Below are 21,022 nucleotides of genomic sequence, written 5' to 3' on the forward strand. Positions count from 1 at the left end.
CGATGGCGAGGCAAACGCCCCGATCCGATCTGCTGTTCTCCGGCTCGGACTGGAACTTCGCGACCTTGTCGCATGTCTACGACGTCATCGAGGCGGTTGCGAAGGAAGAGCTCCGGCTCGATGTCTACCCGGTGCAGATGGAGATCATCTCCTCAGAGCAGATGCTCGATGCCTATTCATCCATCGGCATGCCGCTGATGTATCGCCACTGGTCATTCGGCAAGCACTTCCTCCGCCAGGAACTGCTCTATCGCAAGGCCGGTCGCGGCCTCGCCTATGAAGTGGTGATCAACTCCAATCCCTGCATCGTCTATCTGATGGAAGAGAACACCATGGCCCTGCAGGCCCTGGTGACCGCGCATGCTGCCCTTGGCCACAACCATTTCTTCAAGAACAACTACCTGTTCCAGCAATGGGCCGATGCCGGCGCGATCCTCGGCTATCTCGATTTCGCCAAGGGCTTCATCGCCCGCTGCGAGGAAAGGCATGGCGTTGCGGCGGTCGAGGCCATTCTCGACGCCGCCCATGCACTGATGGAACAGGGCGTGTTCCGCTATCGCCGCCCTCCCCGGCTCTCATCCGACAGGCACCGCGAGGGGCTTCGCGAGCGGCTGGAATACGAAGAGCGTTCCTATAACGACCTATGGCGCACGGTCCCGCGCTTGGTGGACGACGCCAAGCCCGACGAGAGCGAGGCCTCGATCGCCGAACGGAAAAGGGCGCTCAATCTCCCCGAGGAGAACCTGCTCTATTTCCTGGAGAAGAACAGCCTGATCCTCCAGCCCTGGCAGCGCGAGATCCTGAGGATCGTCCGGGTGATCGCGCAGTATTTCTATCCCCAGCGGCAGACGCAGGTGATGAACGAAGGCTGCGCAACCTTCGTGCATTACACGATCATGAATACGCTGTTCGACCGCGGCCGGATCAGCGAGGGCGCCATGCTGGAAATCCTGCGCAACCACTCGAACGTCGTCTTCCAGCCAGCCTTCGACGATCCCCGCTTTTCCGGCATCAACCCTTATGCCCTGGGGCTGGACATGATGCAGGACATCCAGCGTGTCGTGACCGAGCCGACCGCGGAAGATCGCGACTGGTTTCCCGAGATCGCGGGAACCGGAGACTGGCGCACGATCCTGCTGGACGCCTGGGCCAACCACCGCGACGAATCCTTCATTCGCCAGTATCTCAGCCCGGCCCTGATCCGGAAGTGGCGGCTGTTCTTGCTTTCCGACGCCGCGAACGACTCGTTCTACAGCGTGGCTTCGATCCATAATGAGCGCGGCTACGCGTCCATACGCACGGCCCTGGCCCAGAAATACGACATCGGGGCGAGCCATGCGGACATCCAGATCGTGGATGTGGACCTGCTCGGCCAGCGGCATCTGCGCCTGCAGCACAAGGTCAATGACGGCATCCTGCTGGAACGCGCCGGCTGCGATGCGACGCTGCGGCATGTCCATGAGCTATGGGGCTATGAGGTCAGCCTGGAAGGCGTTGACGCGCAGACGGGGGTCACGGTCTTCGAACGGTCCAGCCGTCAGCTTGACGGATCGCTATAGTTCATAGGCACCGGGACGCGCATTGTGCCACGCCCCCAAGGCCGCTGAGTCAGCCCGTTCCAACGCCTTCATCAGAAGCAGGTGCTCATGATCACATGAAGCCCGGATTGCGCGGCAGGTATCGCGTCCAGGTTCCATAGCCCTGCGACGCCATCAGCAGCATGGGAAAGGTGATGCGCATGCCCTGACTGACGGCAAGGCTCAGCGCGCTTTCGCATGAGCCGGGCAGGAACGCCGATACGGTCTCGCAGGGCCTGTCGGCCGCTATCCTCAATGCCGCCGCAAAGACATCGCCGAGGTCGTCGACCTCCCTGACGGCGAGAGGTCCGATATGCCCGCTGGACGTGACATAGCTGTAGCCGAGACAATCGTTGCCGGCGCAGAGCAAGACCCCCGTGGTGGCCGGGTCATCGAGCAGGTAGCGGTGATGCTTCTCTCGCGGGACGCCGATCGCGCGGGAATCGATCTCGGCCAGTCTCTCCATGGTCGCGGCGTTGCCATCGATCGGGATGCTCTGCAACGCAGGCTCCGGCAGTCCCTCGATAACCCGTTCCCGCGCCGCACTGAGAAAATAGATCGGCATCCTTGGAAAGAGGCCATGCCGGATGTAGAGACCCTGCGAGACCCTGTTGAAGGTAAAGGTGATCAGGACCTTGTGAGCCGCGGCCGATTTGCGGGCATGCTCCAGGGTCAACTTCATCAATTCATTGCCGATGCCACGTCCCTGCTGGCCCGGATCGACGAATAGCTGGGCAAGAAACCAGACATTCCCGCATACCCAACTCCAGGCGAAACCGAGAAGCTCACCGTTATCCTCCGCGACCCATAGGCCGTCGGGATCGTCCTTGAGTGAAAACAGCTGAAAATTGGGAGCGCTCGACGTCGCCATCGGGCCGAAACCATGGCGCGTGGTCAGATCATTGATGCTGGCAACGACGAGGGCATCAGCCGTCGCCAAATCCTGCGCGCGGGCCGGCCTGTAGACGAGTGACATGGGACAGCTCCGTCAGAGCAATTCAGATCAGTCTTGGCATCGAATCTCCGGCTGACAAGGCCAATGCCATCGCGCTGCCGCAGGCCCGCTCTTTCGCGCGCCTGCTTGATGGCTGAGTTGGTCGTGCGCCCTTCCCGGCCGGCCTGACCGTCAAAAGCCCGTGCGCGCCTTGAGCCCGGCGCAATGGCGCCACGCGTGCCGCCCGGGGGAGAACGCTTGCGCCGCACCGAGGCTGAAGGCAGACGTGGCGCAGTTCTGAAGGTCATGAAGACCGCATGATGAGGAAATGCCAGTGCAGCGCGATCACGCCTCTGAAATTGCCGCGATCACCCACCATCCGGCCTTCAAGGAGGCGGTCAGGGTGCTCGAGGCCGAGCATGACCGCACCATTGCCGACATCATCACGCTGACCGAGATTCCCGCGCCCCCCTTCAAGGAGGAGAAGCGCGCCGCCGCCTATCTGGAGATGCTGCAGGCGCATGGCCTGGAGGATGTCGAGCAGGACGAGATCGGCAATGTGATGGGCCTCCGGCGCGGCACCGGCAACGGCGGATTGATCGTGGTCGCCGCGCATCTCGATACGGTTTTCCCTGAGGGAACCGATGTCACCGTGCGCCGCGAGGGCACGAAGCTCTATGCGCCGGGCGTGGGCGACGACACCCGCAGCCTTGCCGTGCTCCTGGCCTTCGTGCGCGCGATGGACGCCGCCGGCGTCCGGACCCGCAATGATATCCTGTTCGTGGGCGATGTCGGCGAGGAAGGGCTCGGCGACCTGCGCGGCGTCCGCCATCTCTTCAGCAAGGGCCGGTATCGCGACAAGATCGCAGCCTTCGTCACCGTCGACAGTCCGCAGGTGGAGAAGATCGTCGTCGGCGGCGTCGGCTCGAAGCGCTATTCCGTCAGGTTCAAGGGGCCGGGCGGGCACAGCTTCCAGGCCTTCGGCATCGTCAACCCGATGTATGCCATGGCCCAGGCGATCGTGGAGCTTGGCCGCATCCAGGTGCCGGCGACACCCCGCACCACATTCTGTGCCTCCATCGTCGGCGGCGGCTCATCCGTCAACGCCATCCCCGAGGAGGCCTGGGTCGATATCGACCTGCGCTCGGAATCGGCCGAGGAGCTTGCCAGGCTGGACGCGCGCTGCCGCGAGATCGTGGCTGCGGCGGTGGACCAGGAGAACGAGACCCGCTCGACCAGCGAGGGCGCGATCACAGTCGAAATCAAGGCCTTGGGCGACCGCCCCGCAGGCAATACGCCGGTGGACGCCGATATCGTGCAATATGCGACCGCAGCGCTTCGGGCCCATGGCTTTGCGCCCAGGCACGAAGCCTCCTCCACCGACGCAAATATTCCGATGAGCCTCGGCATCCCGGCAATCAAGATCGGCTCGGGCGGCACCGGCGGCAGGGCCCATTCCCTCGGCGAGTGGATCGATGTCGAAAAGACAGCGAGCATATCGGGCATGACGGCGAGCCTTGCCACGATCCTGGCCACGGCGGGCTTCCCTGCCGCGTGAACGGTCCTGTCGCCCGGTCGTTGCCGCTGCATTTGATCGTGCTGCTCGACCGGTTGCGATTGCGCGGACAGAATGGCGCAAGAGACGAACTCGCCTTGCGCGTGGAGGATGTCGCGTCTTCGATCATCGCGGCACCGTCGGCTCTGCCCCTTAACGGCAGCGTCCCACCCAAGCCAGGCTTTGGGCTCGGCCGGCTGCTTCGGAAGGAAGCTTAGCGCCAGCTGGGGGCGTCATGGGAATCTTCGATCACCGGACAGGAAACCGGATCAAGTCGATTAACTAACCCACTGTATTTGCAATGATTTTTCTGAAATTAACAATCCGATCGTCGGGCAAATGCCTGGAGGCAGCCACATTGCCTCCACGCAAGCCGGCTATGGAGATTCGTAGTGCGATTCGTACGCCCTGCCTGCAATTTTGAAAGTAAAGAGGATTGACATGGTAAAAGTGACAAGAATTACCATGACCGCCTGTGCCTTTAGTGCCTTCCTGGCAACAGCTGGATTCGTTCAAACGGCATTTGCCCAAACACAAGCCGAGGCCAATTCTGTCGCGCCCTTGGCCACTGGCTTGACCGATGGCGGGGCCGCCGAAGCCCAAGTCGTCGAAGCTACCCGCGCCGGCGATGTCCTTACGATCAAGCTTCGCTTCAAGCCAATCGCCACGAACAAGCTGGAACGACTCTATGATTCGATCAGCAAGGATGCTTATGAAAACAGCTTCTATGTTCTTGCCGGCAACAAGAAATACCTGCTCCTGACAGATAGCAACGACAAGCCGCTGACAAATCCTAACCTGGTCATCAAGGCCAACAAGGATTCTCCGATCGCCGGCTCATGGCATGGCAGGTTCCCTGCTCCACCGAAGGATGTCACGGACGTGTCGCTGACGATCCCGGGTGTCGAGACGCTCGACGCGATCAAAATCACCGACCGATAGCCATGGCCGGCGCTACCAAGTCCTGCATCACCAACTCCTGCATCGCGATCATCGTGTTTCTGGCAGCGACACGTGGCTCGTTTGCGCAAGAGCCACCTCACCATCGCGAAATACGCGATCTCAAAGCCACGGTTCTGGATCTTAAGGCCACGGTTCTGGATCTGAAGGGACTCCCCTCCGACTTGAACAGCGCGGTATCTGATCTGTCGGCGAAAGCCGGCGGACTTGCCGCCCGGCACGGTGGTCTTTCCGTGCGACACGATGCGACGACCGTCAGGCTGTCGATGACGGGCGATATCCTGTTCGATTTCGACAGGGCCGACATCAGGTCGGCTGCCGAACCGACACTCACCGATATCGCGCGTCTCGTCGCATCTGTCCCCGCTGGCACGATCGTCATCGAGGGGCATACGGATTCAAAAGGGTCTGCTCGGTATAATCAGGAACTGTCCCTTCGGCGGGCTCAGGTCGTCGCGCAATGGCTTGTGAGACACGGAGCAGATAAAGCGCGGCTTTCGGTCAAAGCGCTCGGCGATACGCGTCCGATCGAACCCAATACGCTTAAGACCGGAGCGGATAATCCCGAAGGGCGTGCCCTGAACCGACGCGTCGAGTTCGTTATGCCGAAGCAGTGGACAATGGAATCTGCGGGCCGACGGCAACGCGTCGGCCCGCTCCCGGCTTCCGGCGAAACGGCCGAATGGCCTGTCGCTCAGAAACCTCCGCCCCGCTGCGACATTCCGAGCGCCTGCTAGAGCAGCGGCCCGAAAAGTGGATTGCGGTTTCCGGGAAATCCGATGCAAAGACAAAGGATTAGATCATCGGATCTGGATACGATATCCGGTCCGATGATCTGATCAGGCGACCACAATTGGATATTGGAGCCTTGCTCGGACGCTGACATCCGAAATCGGGCGGGGTGACATCCGCTCCCGACGCTTGCCGGACGCTACGGGCGTCCGCTTTGGGAAACACCGGAGGCTGCCAAGGCAGATTAGGCGCCCGGAGCCGCAGCATGGCCCCGGACGCCGGGATCAGAAGGTCAACCCGCAGGCTTGACGGATGGCGATCTGAACTGGCGAGGGAGGCAAGGACGGATCAAACTCGCCCCGTGGCAACAGCGGCGGCTGCGCCATGAATCGCGGATGCTGGCCGCAATGGGGTTGCGCTGCATGGACCAGGAACGGGTGGCATAAATAGACCGTGCCCGCCGTTCCGGTTGCGATTTCGACCACACAATCCGCAGTCGAGGCGTAGCCGTTCGCGGAGAGCTGCCGGAGTGTGGCTCCCGCTTCGCCGTAGGGCAGAAGCTCCCGCGCAATCATGGCATGCGAGCCCCGGCGAATTCTCGTAGGAGCATCGTCGGGCCCGACATCCGATATCAGGAAGAGCATGAGCAGGGCTCGTCCGCTGCTCCTTACATTGGCTCGCCATTCCATGAAATCCGGATTGTCCAGGCCAAAGCTCACATCCACATGCCAGCCGTCGTCCCCCGGCGCCTCCGTCGAGGGGAACCGGATCGGAAAGGTCCCAAGCCCCCTGGGGGCGATCCAACGCTCTGCGCCGACGAGTTGATCGAAGGCCTTGTGCAGGGGCGGCGTATTGGCCGCCTGGATGAAAGCAGGCGAGGATTTCGAGCTCACCCGGATGACCGGTCGCGTCCAGCCTTCCGGCTTGCTGGGCGACAAGCCGATATCTGCCCACAATTCATCCCGGCATTGTCTTGCAAGGTCGGCACTGAAGGCGTTCTCGATTTTGACGAATCCGTCGTCGATGAAGCTCTGGACCTGACGGGATGTCAGGCCAATCTGCGCATTATTGGGCATTGCACGTTTCTCCGCTCGGCTGCCGCATCAGCGAAGCCGTTTTGATCTGATCTGATCGGCGCGAAGGCGCCGGACGGCTTGAGGCCGTTCAGATCAGGGGAAAGAACGTGGAGGCGAACATCATGACGAGCCCCCCTACCACGGCAACAAGGGCAGCCTCAAGGTCACCATTGCCCGGCTCTTCCCCGTCAAGGCGCCAAGAGGTAACTCCGAGTCATCGCCCGGAAGCGGTCGCTCCGGATCAAACTGCTCAAGACCCGGTCTCGAGCCGTTGCAGGATTCCCGACGGCCGTCTCGACAGGCTAGTCAGTGCTCGCCTCGACCGGCCATCGTGATAGGGAGGAGGCTATGGCCTTCACCCTCCACTGTTTTGCCGACATCCCCACCTCCGACGGGCTGGTTCTGCTGAACCATCCTGACGTCACGCGTCACATGCCGCTCGCCGATGGCAAGTGGACTGAAGCATCTGCCCTCGACTGGGCCAAGGGCAAGGACGGGGGTTACCTTGGTGCCAAGGCGCGTTTGGACAACGTCTGAGAGCCCGTCCCGAAACGCGCCCTCGTCAGGTGTTCCGGGTGCGACGCGGTCGATGACCTGCCTTTTCCCCGCCGCGCCGGCCTCGTTTCCGTCCGCCGTTGACGGTCAACCGTCCACGGCTCCCCCTTTGCCGGCGGTTTGCGGGATGAGGCGGCGCCGGCACGCGCACGTCCCGGGCCGGACTCCGCTCATGGTTCCGCCGTGCCTACCCGTCCGAGCGCAGCGTCAGCCTCGACCACGGGATCGTTGAAGGTCCAACGAGGGATCGTGCGCATGCGGTCGAGGCCGGCGAAGACGGCCGCAAAGCCGCCATCCGGCGAAACCTCGCGGAGCGCGGCATCGAATTCCTGGCCGAACCCGTTGAAGCCGTCGGCCTCCACTTCGCAGAGATGAATCTGGTTCCAGTCGATCCGCAGCGCCGGATCACGGTAGAGCACGGCCGCCGTCTCCATGGTCCGGAACGTCCCGATCCTGTTCGCCTGGACGAGCTTCGCAGCAGCCGGCCCGATATAGTTCCGCATGATCTCACGGTATTGGCCGAGAGAGGGAGCGCCCACCTCGATATATTCCAGCGACACCTGCCGCTCGGGCCGATCGGCTGAGCCCTGCCAGTTTCGCGGCAGGACGAAGGCCGCGGGGGTGGTCAGGAGAATCTCCGCGCGCAGCACCTGGATCTGCGGCGGTTGCTGCTTGACCACGAGTTCGCGAATGGCGTCGGCAGGAACGATATCTTGGAAGTAGCTCAGTTCGAGATGGCTCCAGACAGCCGCTTCCGAAGCGTTCCGAAACACGGAGCGGTGCCGATACAGCGCCTGCCCGAGGCACGTTTCCCCAAAGCGCGCCCAGTCGACGACGCGGTCCTCGAGCTCGGCTTCCGCTCCGGGATCCGCTTGTATCGTCCGGGCTAGCACCACGAGGCGGTCGCCGGGCTCGATCCGGGCCAGTTGCGACCCGTCAAGGGGATGAACACTCTCAGCCATTGGACGCCTCGGATCGTTCGTCTCGTCGTATCTGTCCCCGCTGGCACGATCGTCATCGAGGGGCATGCGGATTCAAAAGGGTCGGCTCAATCGAGCCCTGAATCGAGCATTGCTGCGACGATTTCGGCCGGGCCTCGTCTGGCCCGGCCAGCCGACCTGGGGCCGTGTTCAGTTGCCCGACGGCAGCGGGATGCTGATACCCTCCTTCGACAGGATGTCGCGGACGCTCTGGAATTTCTGATAGTCGGACAGCGTCATCGGCCCGGTATAGCTCTCGCTCTGCAGCTTGCGGGGCGGATACTGCACATAGGTCTTCATCAGCTTGTTGATGGCCTCGGAGATCGTCACCATCGTCCAGGTGCGCTCGGTATAGTTGTTCATGAAGATGTCGTAGCGCTCCTGGGGATCCTGCCAGAGGTCGAAGACCTGCGGGACGGTGGCGACATATTTCTCGGCGCCCTTCCAGCCGAGATTGCTGTCCACCCGCCAGACCGCCGGTCGGGGCGCCGTTGTCGCCGCGCAGGTTGAAGACGGCCTTGTAGTTGCCGATGCGTGCCGCACCCGGAGAGAGCTCGTTCTCGGTGAAGTAGAACCACTCGTTGCGGGGCGAAGGGCCGGTCCCGAACAGCACCGGCGACAGGTCGTAGCTGTCGAAGATGATCGGCTGGTTGGCACGATCCTGGGTCGGCAACCGCACCCCGCCGACCGAAGCGAACGTCGCCATCAGATCTAGACCGCCGGTCACTTCGTGGTTCTTGGAGTTGGGTGCGATCTTGCCCGGCATCCAGGCGATGGCGGGAACGCGGTTGCCGCCTTCGCGAACCGTGCCCTTGGTGCCGCGGAACGGGGTATAGCCGGCATCGGGATAGACGTCCTGCCAGGCGCCGTTGTCGGTGGTGTAGAAGACCAGCGTGTTGTTGGCACGGCCGGAACTGCGCACCTTGTCCATGATCCGCCCGATCCGCGCGTCGAGCTCGACGACGGAGTCCGCATATTTACTCTTCGACATCGACTTATGGATGTAGTCGGGATGCGGCATGTTGGGCTGGTGCACCTTCATGAAGTTGATGCTCATGAAGATCGGCTCGGGCGAATTCGCGTTGCGGTCGAGATAGTCGAGCGCCGCCTTCTCGACATAGCCGTCGAAGAACGGGATGCCGACCACGCCTTCGGCGCCATTGATCACCGGCGTGTCGACATATTGGCCGTTGATCTTGAACTCCTCGCGCGCCGGCTGCCCGGCATTGCCCGACAGGGCTCCCTTCGTTACCCGCTGGAACATCGCCCGAAGCTCGGGTGACATATCCGGGAACCAGGTCGGGTCTGCGTAGGTGTAGGCGTTGAGATGATAGAGGCCGCAATATTTCATCTCGTCGTAGCCTTGGGCATTGGGCAGTGCGTAATCGGCCTCTCCCAGGTGCCATTTGCCGGTGAAAAAGGTCTTGTAGCCACCTGTCTTGAGCACCGAGGCCAGCGTCCACTCGGCTGCCGGCAAGCCGCCGCCCTGGCCCTGGAAGGCCACGGTCGTCATGCCGCTCCGGTTCGGGATGCGGCCCGTCTGCATGGCGGCGCGGCCGGGCGTGCAGCTTGGCTGCGCGTAGAAGGAGAAAAACGTCATTCCCTCCGCCGCCAGCTTGTCGATGTTGGGGGTGGGCATGCCGCGGCCGATGCCGCCGCCATAGGGGCCAAGATCGCCATAGCCGGTGTCGTCCGACACGATCATGATGATGTTCGGTCGCTGCTGCGTCGCCGGCGCCGGAGCTGGTTGCGTCTGGGCCGCCGCCATCCCGCTGAAGGATGTGAGTGCGGTCGCTCCGAACAGCGCCGCGCTGTAGCGCTCGCGCCAGGCTCCGAACCGCTCCAGCGCCCTGGCCGTGGAACAGTCTCTTTCATCAAGCTGCAGGCAATCAGGCATGACCTCACTCCTCAGGCTGCTTTGGATCGGACGGTGGTCTCCAGACGCATCGAAAACCGACATGGCTGGTGGAGGTGTCGACCGGCTCGGCATGGCGCGCGGCCGGGCGATAGCGGCGGCAATAGTTGGGGGCGCATAGGTGCGAGCCGCCCTTGATCACCTTGCGTGGAATCCTGATCTCCGGTTGTCCGGGATCATAGCTTGCCGCCTCCCGCCCGCCCCGCGGGTTCACCGGGATGCAGCAGGCTTTCGCCGCGTCGGCCTCGTGCCGCGCCGAGTACCAGTCCTCAGTCCATTCCCAGACATTGCCGATCATGTCGTGGAGGCCATAGCCGTTGGGCGGAAAGGCGGTGACCGGCGAGGTGCGCTCGAAACCGTCCTGGTTGCTGTTCTCGTGCGGGAAGTTGCCCTGCCAGGTGTTCGCCAGATGCCGGTTGCCGGGCGTGAGCTCCTCCCCCCAGGCATATTCGGCGCCGTCGAGCCCGCCCCGCGCTGCGAATTCCCATTCCGCCTCGCTCGGCAGGGCCTTGCCGGCCCAGCGCGCATAGGCGAGCGCATCGGCGAACGTCACATGAACGACCGGATGGTTGTCGAGGGCGTTGATATTGCTCCCGGGGCCGTAGGGGCGACGCCAGTTCGCGCCCTTGGTGAGGTTCCACCATTGGCTCCAGTCGCGCAGGTCGACCGGCCTCGTCGGCGGCGCAAAGACCAGCGAGCCGGCATAGAGCATATGCGGCAGCGTGCCGGGATAGTCCTTGGGATCGGGCACTACTTCGGCAAAGGTGACGTGTCCCGTTGCCCTGACGAATTCCTTGAACTGCCGGTTGGTCACCGGGGTCCGGTCCATCCAGAAGCCGTCGACGGTGACGCGATGCGCTGGAGCCTCCTCGGGGTAGTGCCGGTCCGAGCCCATGCGGAAGGTGCCGCCGGGGATGGAGCTCATGCCTGGTGGCGGCGCTGTTCCTGCATCGGGGGAACATGCGGTTGATCGCGGGGAGCCGAAGGCTGTCCGTCGACGATTTCGAGGATACGCATGGCAGGCACTCTTTGGAGAATTGGAGCAATTCTGTTCTAGAGTCAGAGAATGACAACACGAGACAATCGCGGCACTTACTTCAAGGTAATTTTTAGAATCCAATTAAATGACAGGAAAACGACAAGTAAATGACAAGATAAATTATAAATCAAATCTATAATCAAAATTAGATATTACGAGTTACAATTAAATTGCAGAATAATTACTGCACTGCCTCCCATGCTAGAGATGTTTCTCGCGGGTGTCTACTGTGTGCGAATGAACTCCGATCACCTCTCCTTGCCCAGGGGGTTTGTTGCCATAGCCAGAATGGCTTGGCTGCCATCGACCGAAATTCACCGCCCTCGTCAGGGCCGGACGCAGGATCCATTCGCTGTGGAAGGCGCCCAAGATAAAACAGCCAACCCAGCCGATTATGGATAGTCTCCACCTCACTTCCATGGGCGGCGCGAAACGGCGAACCTTTCAATGAAGGGTGAACCCGCAGGCATTGCTGCCACGCCAATCTTGAAGGAATTCCGAGATGGGTTTGCTGATAGATGGTGCCTGGCATGACCAATGGTACGACACATCGTCAACCGGCGGCCGCTTTATCCGGAAGGACAGCGCATTTCGCAACTGGGTGACGCCTGACGCCTCGGCTGGCCCAAGCGGCATTGGTGGTTTTGCCGCGGAGCCTGATCGCTATCACCTCTACGTAAGCCTGGCGTGTCCTTGGGCACACCGGACCCTGATCATGCGCGCCCTGAAGGGATTGGAAGAGCTTGTTTCGATCTCGGTCGTGCACTGGCTGATGCTCGAAAGCGGCTGGGCGTTCCAGGCAGGCCCCGGGGTCGTTCCCGACGCGGTCAATCACGCGCAGTATCTGCATCAGGTCTACACCGCTGCCGATCCCCACTATACCGGCCGGGTCACGGTTCCTATCCTGTGGGACAAGCGGACCGGCACCATCGTCAACAACGAGTCTTCCGAGATCATTCGGATGTTGGGAACGGCGTTCGACCATCTCGGCGCATTGTCCGGGGCCTACTATCCCGCGCCCCTGCACGAGGAGATCGATGCGATCAATGCGCGGGTCTATGACACCGTCAACAATGGTGTCTATCGCGCCGGGTTCGCGACAACCCAGGAGGCCTATGAAGAAGCGATCGGACCCTTGTTCGATACACTGGACTGGTTAGAGGAGCGGCTGAAGGCACGGCGCTATCTGCTCGGAGACGACCTGACCGAGGCAGATATCCGCCTGTTCACCACGCTCATTCGGTTCGATCCGGTCTATGTCGGACACTTCAAGTGCAACCTGCGCCGCATTGTCGATTACCCGAACCTCTGGCGTTACGCCCGTGACATCTACCACCTGCCCGGCGTTGCCGGGACGGTGAATATGCAGCACATCAAAGGCCACTATTACGAGAGCCATCGCACGATCAATCCGACCGGCATCGTCCCCCTTGGCCCAGAGATAAGCTGCTGAAAGAGGACGAAAAGCCCCCGGCAACCGCGCAAGCAGTTCATCATGCCCAAGGTTCTGGTTCTTGATTGCTCTTCCCGTGGCCATGTCGAAACGCTGGCCTACGCCGAGGCCGGCCCCTCAGCAGCGGCCTCGGCAGGCAGTCATCTACGTGGCGTCATGTCCCGCCCCATGTGCGGCAGAGAAGCGCGGCTGTCGTAACGAAATTTGGGGGGACGCCCCGCGCGCCCGGACGAGCGCGCGGGAGAGGCAAACGAGCGTTCAGCGATAGTCGCGGTAGTCGTACGCCGGGGCATAATAGCGCCTGCCGTAGACCGGCGCGGCATAGACCGGCCCGCCATAGACCGGCGCGGCATAGTAGCCATTGTCGTAATAGTAGGGGTCAGCGTAGGCGCGGCGGTTCGCGGCGATCGCTGCGGCACCCAGAATTCCGAGGCCAACGGCGCCGGCCACGGCTGCGCCACGGCCACCGCCATACCAGCCGCCGCGGTAGCCACGATATCCACCGCGATAGCCGCGATAACGATATTGCGAATATTCCGCCGCTGCCTTGTCGAGCCGCGAGGCATCCACGACCGGGTGCGCTTGCCCAGCGAAGGCCGGCACGGCCGAGCCCGCCGTGACCACGCTCGCGGAAGCCAGCGCAACGATGGCGGTTTTCCTGAGGGACATCATGATCGAATCTCCTTTTATCGGGCTCTCCTCCTCCCGAAGCTGAGGACAGGTTCGCGCCGCCCGGTTGAATGGCGGGTGAACCAATCGCGGCTGGATTGCGGCAGAGCGCAAAGCCATCTGCCTCGCGCGCGTGTCGCCGGACAGCCGCCGTGAAAGGAAGCGATCAACGCTTCCGAAGCTGCACCTGTTGATCAACGAAGGGCGCAGCCGGTTGTTCCGGCTCGCCCTTATGTCTCCGAGAGCGGAAGCCCGCATGCCCGCTTCGCGCTGGTGACGATCGCGGGCTCGATACCGTCAACCATCATGCCATCCCCTCGGCCATAGGCATCGGAGCGGTCGTCATCGTTCGGCTGCGATCGATGTTTCCGAGGCTGGTTCCGGCGCAGGCCGACGGTGTCGGCGACCACCTTGAGGGCATCGGCCTCCGCGTGGATCAGCGCGGTCGTCTGCTTGCTGTCGCGGATATTGAGCGTCGCACCCTGCTTGGCCATGAGAGCCTTGAAGCGTTCGCTGGAGGCCGCCTATACCGTCTCCATGACAGCCAGCAACCGCATCGTCCTCTCCAGCGACCACGCCGCCATTCCGCTCCGGCAGGCCATCGCCGCTCATATCGCGACGCATGGCTGGGTCGCGGTCGATATCGGACCGACGACGCCGGAGAGCACACCCTATCCCAGGCAGGGCGAAGCGGCGGCGCGGCTCGTCGCCTCCGGCGATTGCCGGTTCGGCATCATCCTGTGCGGCACCGGCCAGGGCATCATGATGGCGGCGAACAAGGTCAAGGGCATCCGTTGCGGCGTCTGCGCCGACACGTTCTCGGCCCGCATGATCCGCCAGCACAACGATGCCAACATGCTGTCGATCGGCGTGCGCGTGGTGGGCGAAGGGCTCGCGCTCGATATCGTGGATGCGTTCCTCTCCGCCCAGTTCGAAGGCGGCCGGCATGCGACGCGGGTCGAGATGATCGAGGCGCTGGAGGGCTAGCTGTCGTTTCCAAGAAGGTTGTTCAGTCTTGTCCATGGCGGCTTTCCGCCGAGGGCTGAGTGAGGGCGGGAGAGGTTGTAGTTGTCGGCCCATGGTCCGATGGCAGCGTGGCGCTCTGCCGAGCTCTGATAGGGTCTTGCATAAGCCCATTCGCGCAGGCTGGTCTGGATGAAGCGCTCGGCCTTGCCGTTGGTTCGCGGGGTGTAGGGCCGGGTGCGAACATGGCGGGCGCCGGCCTTTGCGAGCGCGGCTGCGAAGAGCTTCGAGCGATAGGCCGAGCCGTTATCGGTCATCACCCGTTCGACGGTGACGCCGAGACGGCCGAACCAGGCGAGCGCGCGTTCGAGAAAGGCCGTCGCGTCGTCCCGGCCGAGGCTTGGCAGAACTTCGACGAAGGCCAGCCGCGAGGCATCGTCGATCGCGACATGGAGATGGTCCCAGCCGATGCCGCGATTGCGGCCTGGGCCGGTGCGGTTGCCGGTGATGCGGTGGCCGACGCCGTCGATCCGGCCCAGGCTCTTGATGTCGAGGTGGATCAGCTCGCCCGGCGCGGCGCGCTCGTAGCGCAGGATCTCGGGTTTCGGCTCCAGCGCCGACAATCGTTTCAATCCCAGACGGCGCAGGATCGCTCCCACGGTTGAGCGCGGCATGCCGAGCGCAGCCGCAATCTGCGGGCCGCTCAGCCGGCGACGCCTCAGCGCCTCGATCTCGGCAACACGCTGCACAGGCGTTGCATGCGGACAGTGATGCGGGGCTGAACTGCGGTCGTGAAATCTGTGCTCACCGCCCTGCCGATGCCGGCGAAGCCAGGTATGCGCCGTGCGCCCCGAGACGCCCGCCGCCAGTGCCGCCGCCTTGACGGACCAGCCCCCTTCGACCCGCTCTGCCAGCAGGGCTCGACCGCAAGGCGTCAAACGGGCATTCTGATGGACGTTCATCCGGGCACCTCCGGCGCAGGCGTTGGAGCTTCGCAACCCCAGCCTCTCAGCACCGGCCCGGATGAACAACCTTCATAGCTTCGACAGCTAGCGCCCGCGCGCGCGCCGAGCCGATGCGGCCACCGTCCTGAACAGGGTCTCGTGACCCGCATCCGCGCGAAAACATTTCGCTGGCAAAGCGTCCCGCATGCTGTAAAGCGCGCGGCGCGACCCTCGATGCCTTCCGGGGTTCGACGGCCACGGAGTGAGCCATGCGCATCGGCGTCATCGCGGACATACACGGCAATCTGCTGGCTCTCGAGGCGGTGCTGGACCAGCTTCAGCGCGCCGCGCCCGATATCATCGTCAATCTCGGCGACTGCGCCTCGGGCCCATTATGGCCGGCGGAAACGGTCGCGCGTCTCAGGGCGGCGGAGATGCTGCACGTCCGCGGCAACCATGACCGCGCCCTGGGAGCAGCCTCGCCCGACGGGCTCGGTCGCTCCGACCGCTTCGCCTGGGAGAGGCTCGACGCGGCCGATCGCGCCTGGCTGTCGACGCTACCGCAGGAGCAGTTCGCCGCCGGCGCGCAATGCGTCCATGCCTCGCCCGGCGACGATGAAGCCTATCTGATGGAAGCCGTCGCGGCTGGCCGCCTCGTTCCCGACACGGCCGCCGCCGTCGAGGCACGGCTGGCCGGCACAACGGCGCCGCTCCTGCTCTGCGGGCACAGCCACCTGCCGCGGGTCCTGCGGTTGTCCAATGGGATGGTCGTCGTCAACCCCGGCAGTGTCGGGAACCCGGCCTATGAGGACGAGACGCCGCCTGCCCATGTCTCCGAGAGCGGAAGCCCGCATGCCCGCTTCGCGCTGGTGACGATCGCGGACACGATCACGGTCGAGCATCACGCCATCGCCTATGACTGGGACGCAGCCGCGGCACGCGCCCGGCAGAACGGGCGCGACGACTGGGCCCATGCCCTGGCGACAGGCAGCGTGCGCCGGTGAGCCTGGGGATCTTCCTCACCGTGCTCGCCGCAGCGGCGATGCATGCGGGCTGGAACGCCTTCGTGAAGGTGAAGCTCGAACCGCTCCACGCCATGGCGATGATCTCGCTCGCCTCCGGGCTTATCGCCCTCCCCGTCCTGCTGGTCACGGGCTGGCCGAAGCCTGAGGCCTGGCCCTGGCTCCTCGCCTCGCTGATCCTGCATCTCGGCTACTATATCGGCCTGTCCGGAGCCTATCGGCGCGCCGATATGAGCCAGATCTATCCGATTGCACGCGGCGGAGCCCCGCTCCTGACCGCGGCGATCGCCTTGGCCGTCTTCGGCGAGCGCCTCGCCGTGCCGCAGTTCGCCGCCATCGGCCTGCTCGGCACCGGCATCATGCTGGTCTCGGTCCTCGGGCGCCGGCGCGGCGCTGCCTTCGATCCCGGCGCGCTCGGATTTGCAGCGCTGACCGCCGTCATGATCAGCGGCTACACCCTGGTCGACGGGCTCGGCGCACGGGCCGCCGGGGACCCTCATGCCTATTCGGCGGCGCTGTTCGTGATCAATGGCACGCCGCTGATCGCCTATATCGCCTTGCGCGGTGGACGGGACGCGCTGACCGCGATGCGGCCGTTCTGGCTGCAGGGCACGGCCGGAGGCATCCTGTCGCTCGGCGCCTACTGGATCGCGATCTGGGCGATGACGGTCGCACCGATCCCGCTTGTCGCGGCCGTCCGCGAGAGCTCCGTGCTGTTTGCCGCCGTGATTGCCTATGTCTGGCTGAAGGAGCCGCTGCAGGCCTCGCGCCTGGTCGCCTGCGGCTTCATCGTCGCCGCGCTCGCGCTGATGCGGCTCGCCTAAAGTTCAGCGCGCGATCGCGGCTTGCGCCTCGACGAGGCCCTGGACTGTCTCGAAGAAGCCGCGCACCAGCGGAATGCGCCGGCGCTCGGCCCGGCAGGCCGCATATTCGCCGACCGCGAAATCGGCGCCGGTGATGACCAGCCGCTTCAGCGCGGGATCGGGCCGGAACTCCGCCTCGAAGATCACCCCGATGCCGAAGCCGGCGGCGACGGCCTCCCGCACCGCCTCGCGCGACTGGACCTCGAGCAGGTTCGCCGGCTTGATTCCCGCCTCGGACAGGCGAGCCTCGAAGGTCTCGCGCGTGATCGAGCCGCGTTCTCTCAGGACGATGTCCTGGCCCGCGAAGGCCTCGATCGGGATGCTGTCATGCTGCGCCAGGCGGTGCTCGCTGGCGATGAAGGCGACCAGCCGGTCGGCGCGCAGCTTCACCGTGTGGAGGCGCGGATCCGAGCTCTGCCGCGCGGTGATCGCCACATCGGCAGCGAAGTCCATGATCTGGTCGACCACTTCGGAGGAATTTCCGATCGTCAGCGAGAATGTCAGGCCGGGATAGCTTTCGCGCATCCGTGCCAGCGCGGCCATGACATGGGTGGCGCTGTCGGCGGCAATGCGCAGATGGCCACGCTGCAGCGTCCGGCTGCCGGCAAGCAGCGATTGCGCCTCGTCCTGGGCCGAGAACAGCCGGGCCGTGATGGCGAAGAGGCTCTGGCCCAGCGGGGTGAGCTTGGTCTTTCGGCCGGCCCGATCGAACAGGCGCACGCCATAGGCGTCCTCGAGCGAGCGGACCTGCGCCGAGAGCGTCGGCTGGCTGACATGGCGCGCCTTGGCCGCGCCGGTGAAGCTCTCGGCCTCCGCCACTGCGTGGAACGCCGACAGGCCGGAATAGCTGATCGCCATGCCATAGGTCCTTTCTATGGATCGCATGGATAGGATGTATTGGAGCTATGTCAAATCTCGCCCTACCGTTTCGCCATCGGCTGCAACGACACAAGCGAGATCGACATGGCCCAAGCCCGCCGCCCCGCCGTTTCCGAGACCGGTGATCCCCTCCTCCTGACGCCCGGACCGCTGACGACCAGCAAGGCGATCAAGGAAGCCATGGTTCATGACTGGGGCTCCCGGGACGCCACCTTCGTCGGCATCAACAAGGCCGTGATGGAGGAACTGCCGAAGGTCATCCATGGCGAGGGCAGCTTCGTCACCGTGCCGATGCAGGGCTCGGGCACTTTCGCGGTCGAGGCCATGCTGACGAGCTTCGTGCCGCGCGGCGGCAAGGCGCTGGTCCTGATCAACGGCGCCTATGGCCAGCGCGCCAAGCGCATCCTCGAGATCGCCGGCCGCGATGTCGTCACCCACGAGACGGCCGAGGACATGCCGCCCGATCTTGCCGAGGTCGACCGGATGCTCGTCGCCGATGCGGCGATCAGCCATGTCTTCGTGGTCCATTGCGAAACGACGAGCGGCATCCGCAACCCGATCGAGGCGGTGGCTGCGCTGGTCAAGCGCCATGGCAAGCGCCTGCTGATCGACTCGATGAGCGCCTTCGGGGCGCTGGCGCTCGACAGCCGCGAGGTCTATTTCGACGCTGTCGCCGCCTCTTCGAACAAGTGCATCCAGGGGGTGCCCGGCCTCGGCTTCGTCATCGCCCGCCGCAGCGCCCTGGCGGAGACCAAGGGCAATGCCACCACGCTCGTGCTCGACCTCCACGATCAGCACGCCGCCTTCGAGCGCACCGGGCAATACCGCTTCACCCCGCCGATCCATGTCATCGTCGCGTTCCATGCCGCCCTGCAGGAATTCTGGACGGAAGGCGGCGTCGCCGGACGTGGCGAGCGCTATGCCGACAATGCGCGCATCCTGATCGAGGGCATGCAGGAACTCGGCTTCCGGACGCTGCTGCCGGCCCACCACCAGGCGCCGATCATCGTCACCTTCCACATGCCGCAGGACAAGAACTTCGTCTTCCAGCGCTTCTACGACACGCTGAAGGACGCCGGCTACGTGATCTATCCGGGCAAGCTGACCGTCGCCGACAGCTTCCGCATCGGCTGCATCGGCGCGCTGGGCGCGCAGGACATGAAGGCCTTCGTCGCCACGGTCTCGGACGTGCTTGCCGAGATGGGCGTCGGCCTGAAGTCGGCGGCGTGAAGGAGCAGATGATGAACATGCATTCAAAGGTTGGATCGGATGTCGTGGCGAACGGGCGGGCCTATGCCCGGCCGCAGCGTGCAACGGTCGTGATCTGCATGGACGGCTCGGAGCCGGCCTATATCGAGGCCGCCAGCGCCAAGGGTCTGACCCCGAACCTCGACCGGATCATGCGGGCCGGCACCAGCACGCATGCCTATTCAGTGATCCCGAGCTTCACCAACCCGAACAATCTCTCGATCATCACCGGCCGCCCGCCGGCGGTCCATGGCATTGCCGGCAACTTCTTCTACGACCGCGAGGCCAAGGAAGAGGTGATGATGAACGATGCCCGCTTCCTGCGGGCGCCGACCATCCTGGCGGAGTTCCAGAAGGCCGGCTTCAAGGTCGCGATGGTGACGGCCAAGGACAAGCTGCGGACCCTGCTCGGCAAGGGGCTCGATTTCACCAGCGGCACGGCGATCGCCTTCTCCTCGGAAAAGGCCGACAAGGCCAACACGGCGGAGAACGGCATCGACGGGGTGCTCGGCTTCGTCGGCATGCCGGTCCCCTCAGTCTATTCGGCCGATCTCTCCGAGTTCGTCTTCGCCGCCGGCGTCAAGCTGCTGGAGAGCTTCAAGCCGGACCTGATGTATCTCTCGACGACCGACTATGTGCAGCACAAGGCGGCGCCGGGCTCTGAAATGGCGGACGCGTTCTACGCCATGTTCGACAGCTATGTCGGCAGGCTCGATGCGCTCGGCTGCACGCTCGTCATCACCGCCGACCACGGCATGAACGACAAGCATCTGCCCAATGGCGAGCCGGACGTAGTCTATCTGCAAACACTGATGGACGAATGGTATGGCAAGGGCACGATGCGCGTGATCCTGCCGATCACCGATCCTTACGTCGTCCATCACGGCGCGCTCGGCTCCTTCGCCACGGTCTATCTGCCCGAGGGCGCCGACCAGACCGAGGTTGCGGCCCGCATCTCCGGCATCGACGGCATCGCGCTCGCGGTCACCTCGGCCGAGGCCTGCGAGCGTTTCGAGCTGCCGGCGGACCGGATCGGCGACGTGGTCGTGGTCTCGACGCGCTCGAAGGTGATCGGCACCTCGCCGGATCGGCACGACCTCTCGGGGCTGACCGAACCGCTGCGCTCGCATGGCGGCATCACCGAGCAGCGCGTGCCGATGATCGCCAACCGGCCGATCTCCGTGCCGGAGGGGCGCACGCTCCGCAATTTCGACGTCTTCGACGTCGCCCTCAACCTGGTGAGCTGAGATGAACGCGAATGTGAATCCGCCCGTGCGGCGCGAGACGATGCGGATCGCCGGCAAGCTCGTCTCGACCGACGACATGGTCGAGGTCCGCAATCCCTACGACAATTCCGTCGTCGGCCTCGTCCCGGCGGCCCGGCCCGAGCATGTCCGCGAGGCCTTCGCCAAGGCGCGCGCCTTCAAGCCGACGCTGACCCGCTATGAGCGCCAGCAGATCCTGCAGAAGACGGCCGAGCTGCTGCGCGACCGCAAGGACGAGTTCGCCCGGCTGATCACGGCCGAAGCCGGGCTGTGCTGGAAGGATTCGCTCTATGAGGCGAGCCGGGCCTATGACGTCTGGTCCTTTGCGGCCCAGCTCACCATCAAGGATGATGGCGAGATGTTCTCCTGCGACATCTCGCCGAACGGCAAGGC

At 64.0% G+C, this 21,022-nt stretch carries 20 protein-coding genes and 1 pseudogene; 12 read left to right on the forward strand and 9 right to left on the reverse strand.

What is annotated here, in order from left to right; translation table 11 throughout:
• Positions 1-2 precede the first annotated feature (2 nt).
• Entirely contained in the window at positions 3-1,559 is a 1,557-nt protein-coding gene (locus AC1DW9_RS27105) for a SpoVR family protein (protein ID WP_476776284.1), read from the forward strand.
• 91 nt (positions 1,560-1,650) lie between these two features.
• Here AC1DW9_RS27105 and AC1DW9_RS27110 read toward each other — a convergent pair whose 3' ends face one another.
• Positions 1,651-2,553: a GNAT family N-acetyltransferase gene (locus AC1DW9_RS27110; protein ID WP_476776285.1), complete on the reverse strand. Its 903-nt coding sequence runs from the start codon at positions 2,551-2,553 to the stop codon at positions 1,651-1,653.
• Between the two features lie 292 nt (positions 2,554-2,845).
• On the opposite strand from AC1DW9_RS27110, the gene AC1DW9_RS27115 reads away from it, so the two are divergent.
• From AC1DW9_RS27115 to AC1DW9_RS27125, 3 genes are all read left to right on the forward strand, one after another.
• Entirely contained in the window at positions 2,846-4,069 is a 1,224-nt protein-coding gene (locus AC1DW9_RS27115) for a M20/M25/M40 family metallo-hydrolase (protein ID WP_476776286.1), read from the forward strand.
• A gap of 438 nt (positions 4,070-4,507) precedes the next feature.
• On the forward strand, positions 4,508-5,008 hold the full coding sequence (locus AC1DW9_RS27120) for a hypothetical protein (RefSeq protein ID WP_441508270.1): 501 nt from the start codon (positions 4,508-4,510) through the stop codon (positions 5,006-5,008).
• A gap of 2 nt (positions 5,009-5,010) precedes the next feature.
• Positions 5,011-5,763: an OmpA family protein gene (locus AC1DW9_RS27125; protein WP_476776287.1), complete on the forward strand. Its 753-nt coding sequence runs from the start codon at positions 5,011-5,013 to the stop codon at positions 5,761-5,763.
• A gap of 279 nt (positions 5,764-6,042) precedes the next feature.
• On the opposite strand, the gene AC1DW9_RS27130 is transcribed toward AC1DW9_RS27125, so the two are convergent.
• Complete coding sequence (locus tag AC1DW9_RS27130; protein WP_476776288.1) at positions 6,043-6,834, reverse strand: phytanoyl-CoA dioxygenase family protein; 792 nt, start codon at positions 6,832-6,834, stop codon at positions 6,043-6,045.
• 348 nt (positions 6,835-7,182) lie between these two features.
• On the opposite strand from AC1DW9_RS27130, the gene AC1DW9_RS27135 reads away from it, so the two are divergent.
• A complete protein-coding gene (locus AC1DW9_RS27135) occupies positions 7,183-7,371 on the forward strand; it encodes a hypothetical protein (RefSeq protein ID WP_441508267.1) in 189 nt (62 codons plus the stop codon).
• Between the two features lie 188 nt (positions 7,372-7,559).
• On the opposite strand, the gene AC1DW9_RS27140 is transcribed toward AC1DW9_RS27135, so the two are convergent.
• From AC1DW9_RS27140 to AC1DW9_RS27150, 3 genes and pseudogenes are all read right to left on the reverse strand, one after another.
• Positions 7,560-8,351, reverse strand: a complete 792-nt coding sequence (locus tag AC1DW9_RS27140; protein WP_441508266.1) for a hypothetical protein — start codon at positions 8,349-8,351, stop codon at positions 7,560-7,562.
• Positions 8,352-8,519: 168 nt separating this feature from the next.
• A pseudogene (locus AC1DW9_RS27145) lies at positions 8,520-10,137 on the reverse strand (arylsulfatase).
• Between the two features lie 133 nt (positions 10,138-10,270).
• Positions 10,271-11,209: a formylglycine-generating enzyme family protein gene (locus AC1DW9_RS27150; RefSeq protein WP_441508297.1), complete on the reverse strand. Its 939-nt coding sequence runs from the start codon at positions 11,207-11,209 to the stop codon at positions 10,271-10,273.
• 616 nt (positions 11,210-11,825) lie between these two features.
• Between AC1DW9_RS27150 and AC1DW9_RS27155 the strand changes: the two genes are divergently transcribed.
• Positions 11,826-12,776, forward strand: coding sequence for a glutathione S-transferase family protein (locus AC1DW9_RS27155; protein WP_476776289.1), 951 nt, complete (start codon positions 11,826-11,828; stop codon positions 12,774-12,776).
• Positions 12,777-13,034: 258 nt separating this feature from the next.
• On the opposite strand, the gene AC1DW9_RS27160 is transcribed toward AC1DW9_RS27155, so the two are convergent.
• A complete protein-coding gene (locus AC1DW9_RS27160) occupies positions 13,035-13,448 on the reverse strand; it encodes a hypothetical protein (protein WP_476776290.1) in 414 nt (137 codons plus the stop codon).
• 227 nt (positions 13,449-13,675) lie between these two features.
• Positions 13,676-13,939, reverse strand: coding sequence for a hypothetical protein (locus tag AC1DW9_RS27165; protein ID WP_476776291.1), 264 nt, complete (start codon positions 13,937-13,939; stop codon positions 13,676-13,678).
• A gap of 43 nt (positions 13,940-13,982) precedes the next feature.
• Here AC1DW9_RS27165 and rpiB point away from each other — a divergent pair, with 43 nt between their 5' ends.
• Positions 13,983-14,432 (forward strand): ribose 5-phosphate isomerase B, encoded by a 450-nt coding sequence (gene rpiB, locus AC1DW9_RS27170; protein ID WP_476776297.1) that lies wholly within the window; start codon positions 13,983-13,985, stop codon positions 14,430-14,432.
• Here rpiB and AC1DW9_RS27175 read toward each other — a convergent pair.
• Positions 14,429-15,370: an IS481 family transposase gene (locus AC1DW9_RS27175; RefSeq protein ID WP_476855236.1), complete on the reverse strand. Its 942-nt coding sequence runs from the start codon at positions 15,368-15,370 to the stop codon at positions 14,429-14,431. The two genes, rpiB and AC1DW9_RS27175, sit on opposite strands and share 4 nt — an antisense overlap.
• Before the next feature lie 251 nt (positions 15,371-15,621).
• Between AC1DW9_RS27175 and AC1DW9_RS27180 the strand changes: the two genes are divergently transcribed.
• Together AC1DW9_RS27180 and AC1DW9_RS27185 are read left to right on the forward strand one after the other, a co-directional pair.
• Positions 15,622-16,356 (forward strand): metallophosphoesterase family protein, encoded by a 735-nt coding sequence (locus AC1DW9_RS27180; RefSeq protein ID WP_476776293.1) that lies wholly within the window; start codon positions 15,622-15,624, stop codon positions 16,354-16,356.
• The gene (locus AC1DW9_RS27185; RefSeq protein WP_476776294.1) at positions 16,353-17,198 is read left to right on the forward strand and encodes an EamA family transporter; all 846 of its coding nucleotides are present in this window, start codon (positions 16,353-16,355) and stop codon (positions 17,196-17,198) included. Before AC1DW9_RS27180 ends, AC1DW9_RS27185 begins: the two co-directional genes overlap by 4 nt.
• A 3-nt stretch (positions 17,199-17,201) precedes the next feature.
• Here AC1DW9_RS27185 and AC1DW9_RS27190 read toward each other — a convergent pair whose 3' ends face one another.
• Positions 17,202-18,095: a LysR substrate-binding domain-containing protein gene (locus AC1DW9_RS27190; protein WP_441508261.1), complete on the reverse strand. Its 894-nt coding sequence runs from the start codon at positions 18,093-18,095 to the stop codon at positions 17,202-17,204.
• Positions 18,096-18,200: 105 nt separating this feature from the next.
• Between AC1DW9_RS27190 and AC1DW9_RS27195 the strand changes: the two genes are divergently transcribed.
• From AC1DW9_RS27195 to AC1DW9_RS27205, 3 genes are all read left to right on the forward strand, one after another.
• Positions 18,201-19,346 (forward strand): 2-aminoethylphosphonate--pyruvate transaminase, encoded by a 1,146-nt coding sequence (locus AC1DW9_RS27195; protein WP_441508260.1) that lies wholly within the window; start codon positions 18,201-18,203, stop codon positions 19,344-19,346.
• Positions 19,347-19,357: 11 nt separating this feature from the next.
• A complete protein-coding gene (gene phnA, locus AC1DW9_RS27200; RefSeq protein WP_441508259.1) occupies positions 19,358-20,611 on the forward strand; it encodes a phosphonoacetate hydrolase in 1,254 nt (417 codons plus the stop codon).
• A 1-nt stretch (position 20,612) separates the two neighbouring features.
• The coding region (locus AC1DW9_RS27205; RefSeq protein WP_476776295.1) for an aldehyde dehydrogenase family protein at positions 20,613-21,022 on the forward strand (410 nt) is incomplete at its 3' end.

The sequence above is a fragment of the Allobosea sp. P4_E12 genome, from assembly GCF_056401655.1.

Coding starts and splice junctions, on each gene's coding strand:
- AC1DW9_RS27120 (WP_441508270.1), top strand. CDS start 4,508: ATGGTAAAAGTGACAAGAATTACCATGACCGCCTGTGCCTTTAGTGCC.
- AC1DW9_RS27125 (WP_476776287.1), top strand. CDS start 5,011: ATGGCCGGCGCTACCAAGTCCTGCATCACCAACTCCTGCATCGCGATC.
- AC1DW9_RS27160 (WP_476776290.1), bottom strand. CDS start 13,448: ATGATGTCCCTCAGGAAAACCGCCATCGTTGCGCTGGCTTCCGCGAGC.
- AC1DW9_RS27195 (WP_441508260.1), top strand. CDS start 18,201: ATGGCCCAAGCCCGCCGCCCCGCCGTTTCCGAGACCGGTGATCCCCTC.
- AC1DW9_RS27155 (WP_476776289.1), top strand. CDS start 11,826: ATGGGTTTGCTGATAGATGGTGCCTGGCATGACCAATGGTACGACACA.
- AC1DW9_RS27175 (WP_476855236.1), bottom strand. CDS start 15,370: ATGAACGTCCATCAGAATGCCCGTTTGACGCCTTGCGGTCGAGCCCTG.
- AC1DW9_RS27180 (WP_476776293.1), top strand. CDS start 15,622: ATGCGCATCGGCGTCATCGCGGACATACACGGCAATCTGCTGGCTCTC.
- AC1DW9_RS27165 (WP_476776291.1), bottom strand. CDS start 13,939: ATGGCCAAGCAGGGTGCGACGCTCAATATCCGCGACAGCAAGCAGACG.
- phnA (WP_441508259.1), top strand. CDS start 19,358: ATGAACATGCATTCAAAGGTTGGATCGGATGTCGTGGCGAACGGGCGG.
- AC1DW9_RS27110 (WP_476776285.1), bottom strand. CDS start 2,553: ATGTCACTCGTCTACAGGCCGGCCCGCGCGCAGGATTTGGCGACGGCT.
- AC1DW9_RS27140 (WP_441508266.1), bottom strand. CDS start 8,351: ATGGCTGAGAGTGTTCATCCCCTTGACGGGTCGCAACTGGCCCGGATC.
- AC1DW9_RS27130 (WP_476776288.1), bottom strand. CDS start 6,834: ATGCCCAATAATGCGCAGATTGGCCTGACATCCCGTCAGGTCCAGAGC.
- AC1DW9_RS27190 (WP_441508261.1), bottom strand. CDS start 18,095: ATGGCGATCAGCTATTCCGGCCTGTCGGCGTTCCACGCAGTGGCGGAG.
- rpiB (WP_476776297.1), top strand. CDS start 13,983: ATGACAGCCAGCAACCGCATCGTCCTCTCCAGCGACCACGCCGCCATT.
- AC1DW9_RS27135 (WP_441508267.1), top strand. CDS start 7,183: ATGGCCTTCACCCTCCACTGTTTTGCCGACATCCCCACCTCCGACGGG.
- AC1DW9_RS27150 (WP_441508297.1), bottom strand. CDS start 11,209: ATGAGCTCCATCCCCGGCGGCACCTTCCGCATGGGCTCGGACCGGCAC.
- AC1DW9_RS27105 (WP_476776284.1), top strand. CDS start 3: ATGGCGAGGCAAACGCCCCGATCCGATCTGCTGTTCTCCGGCTCGGAC.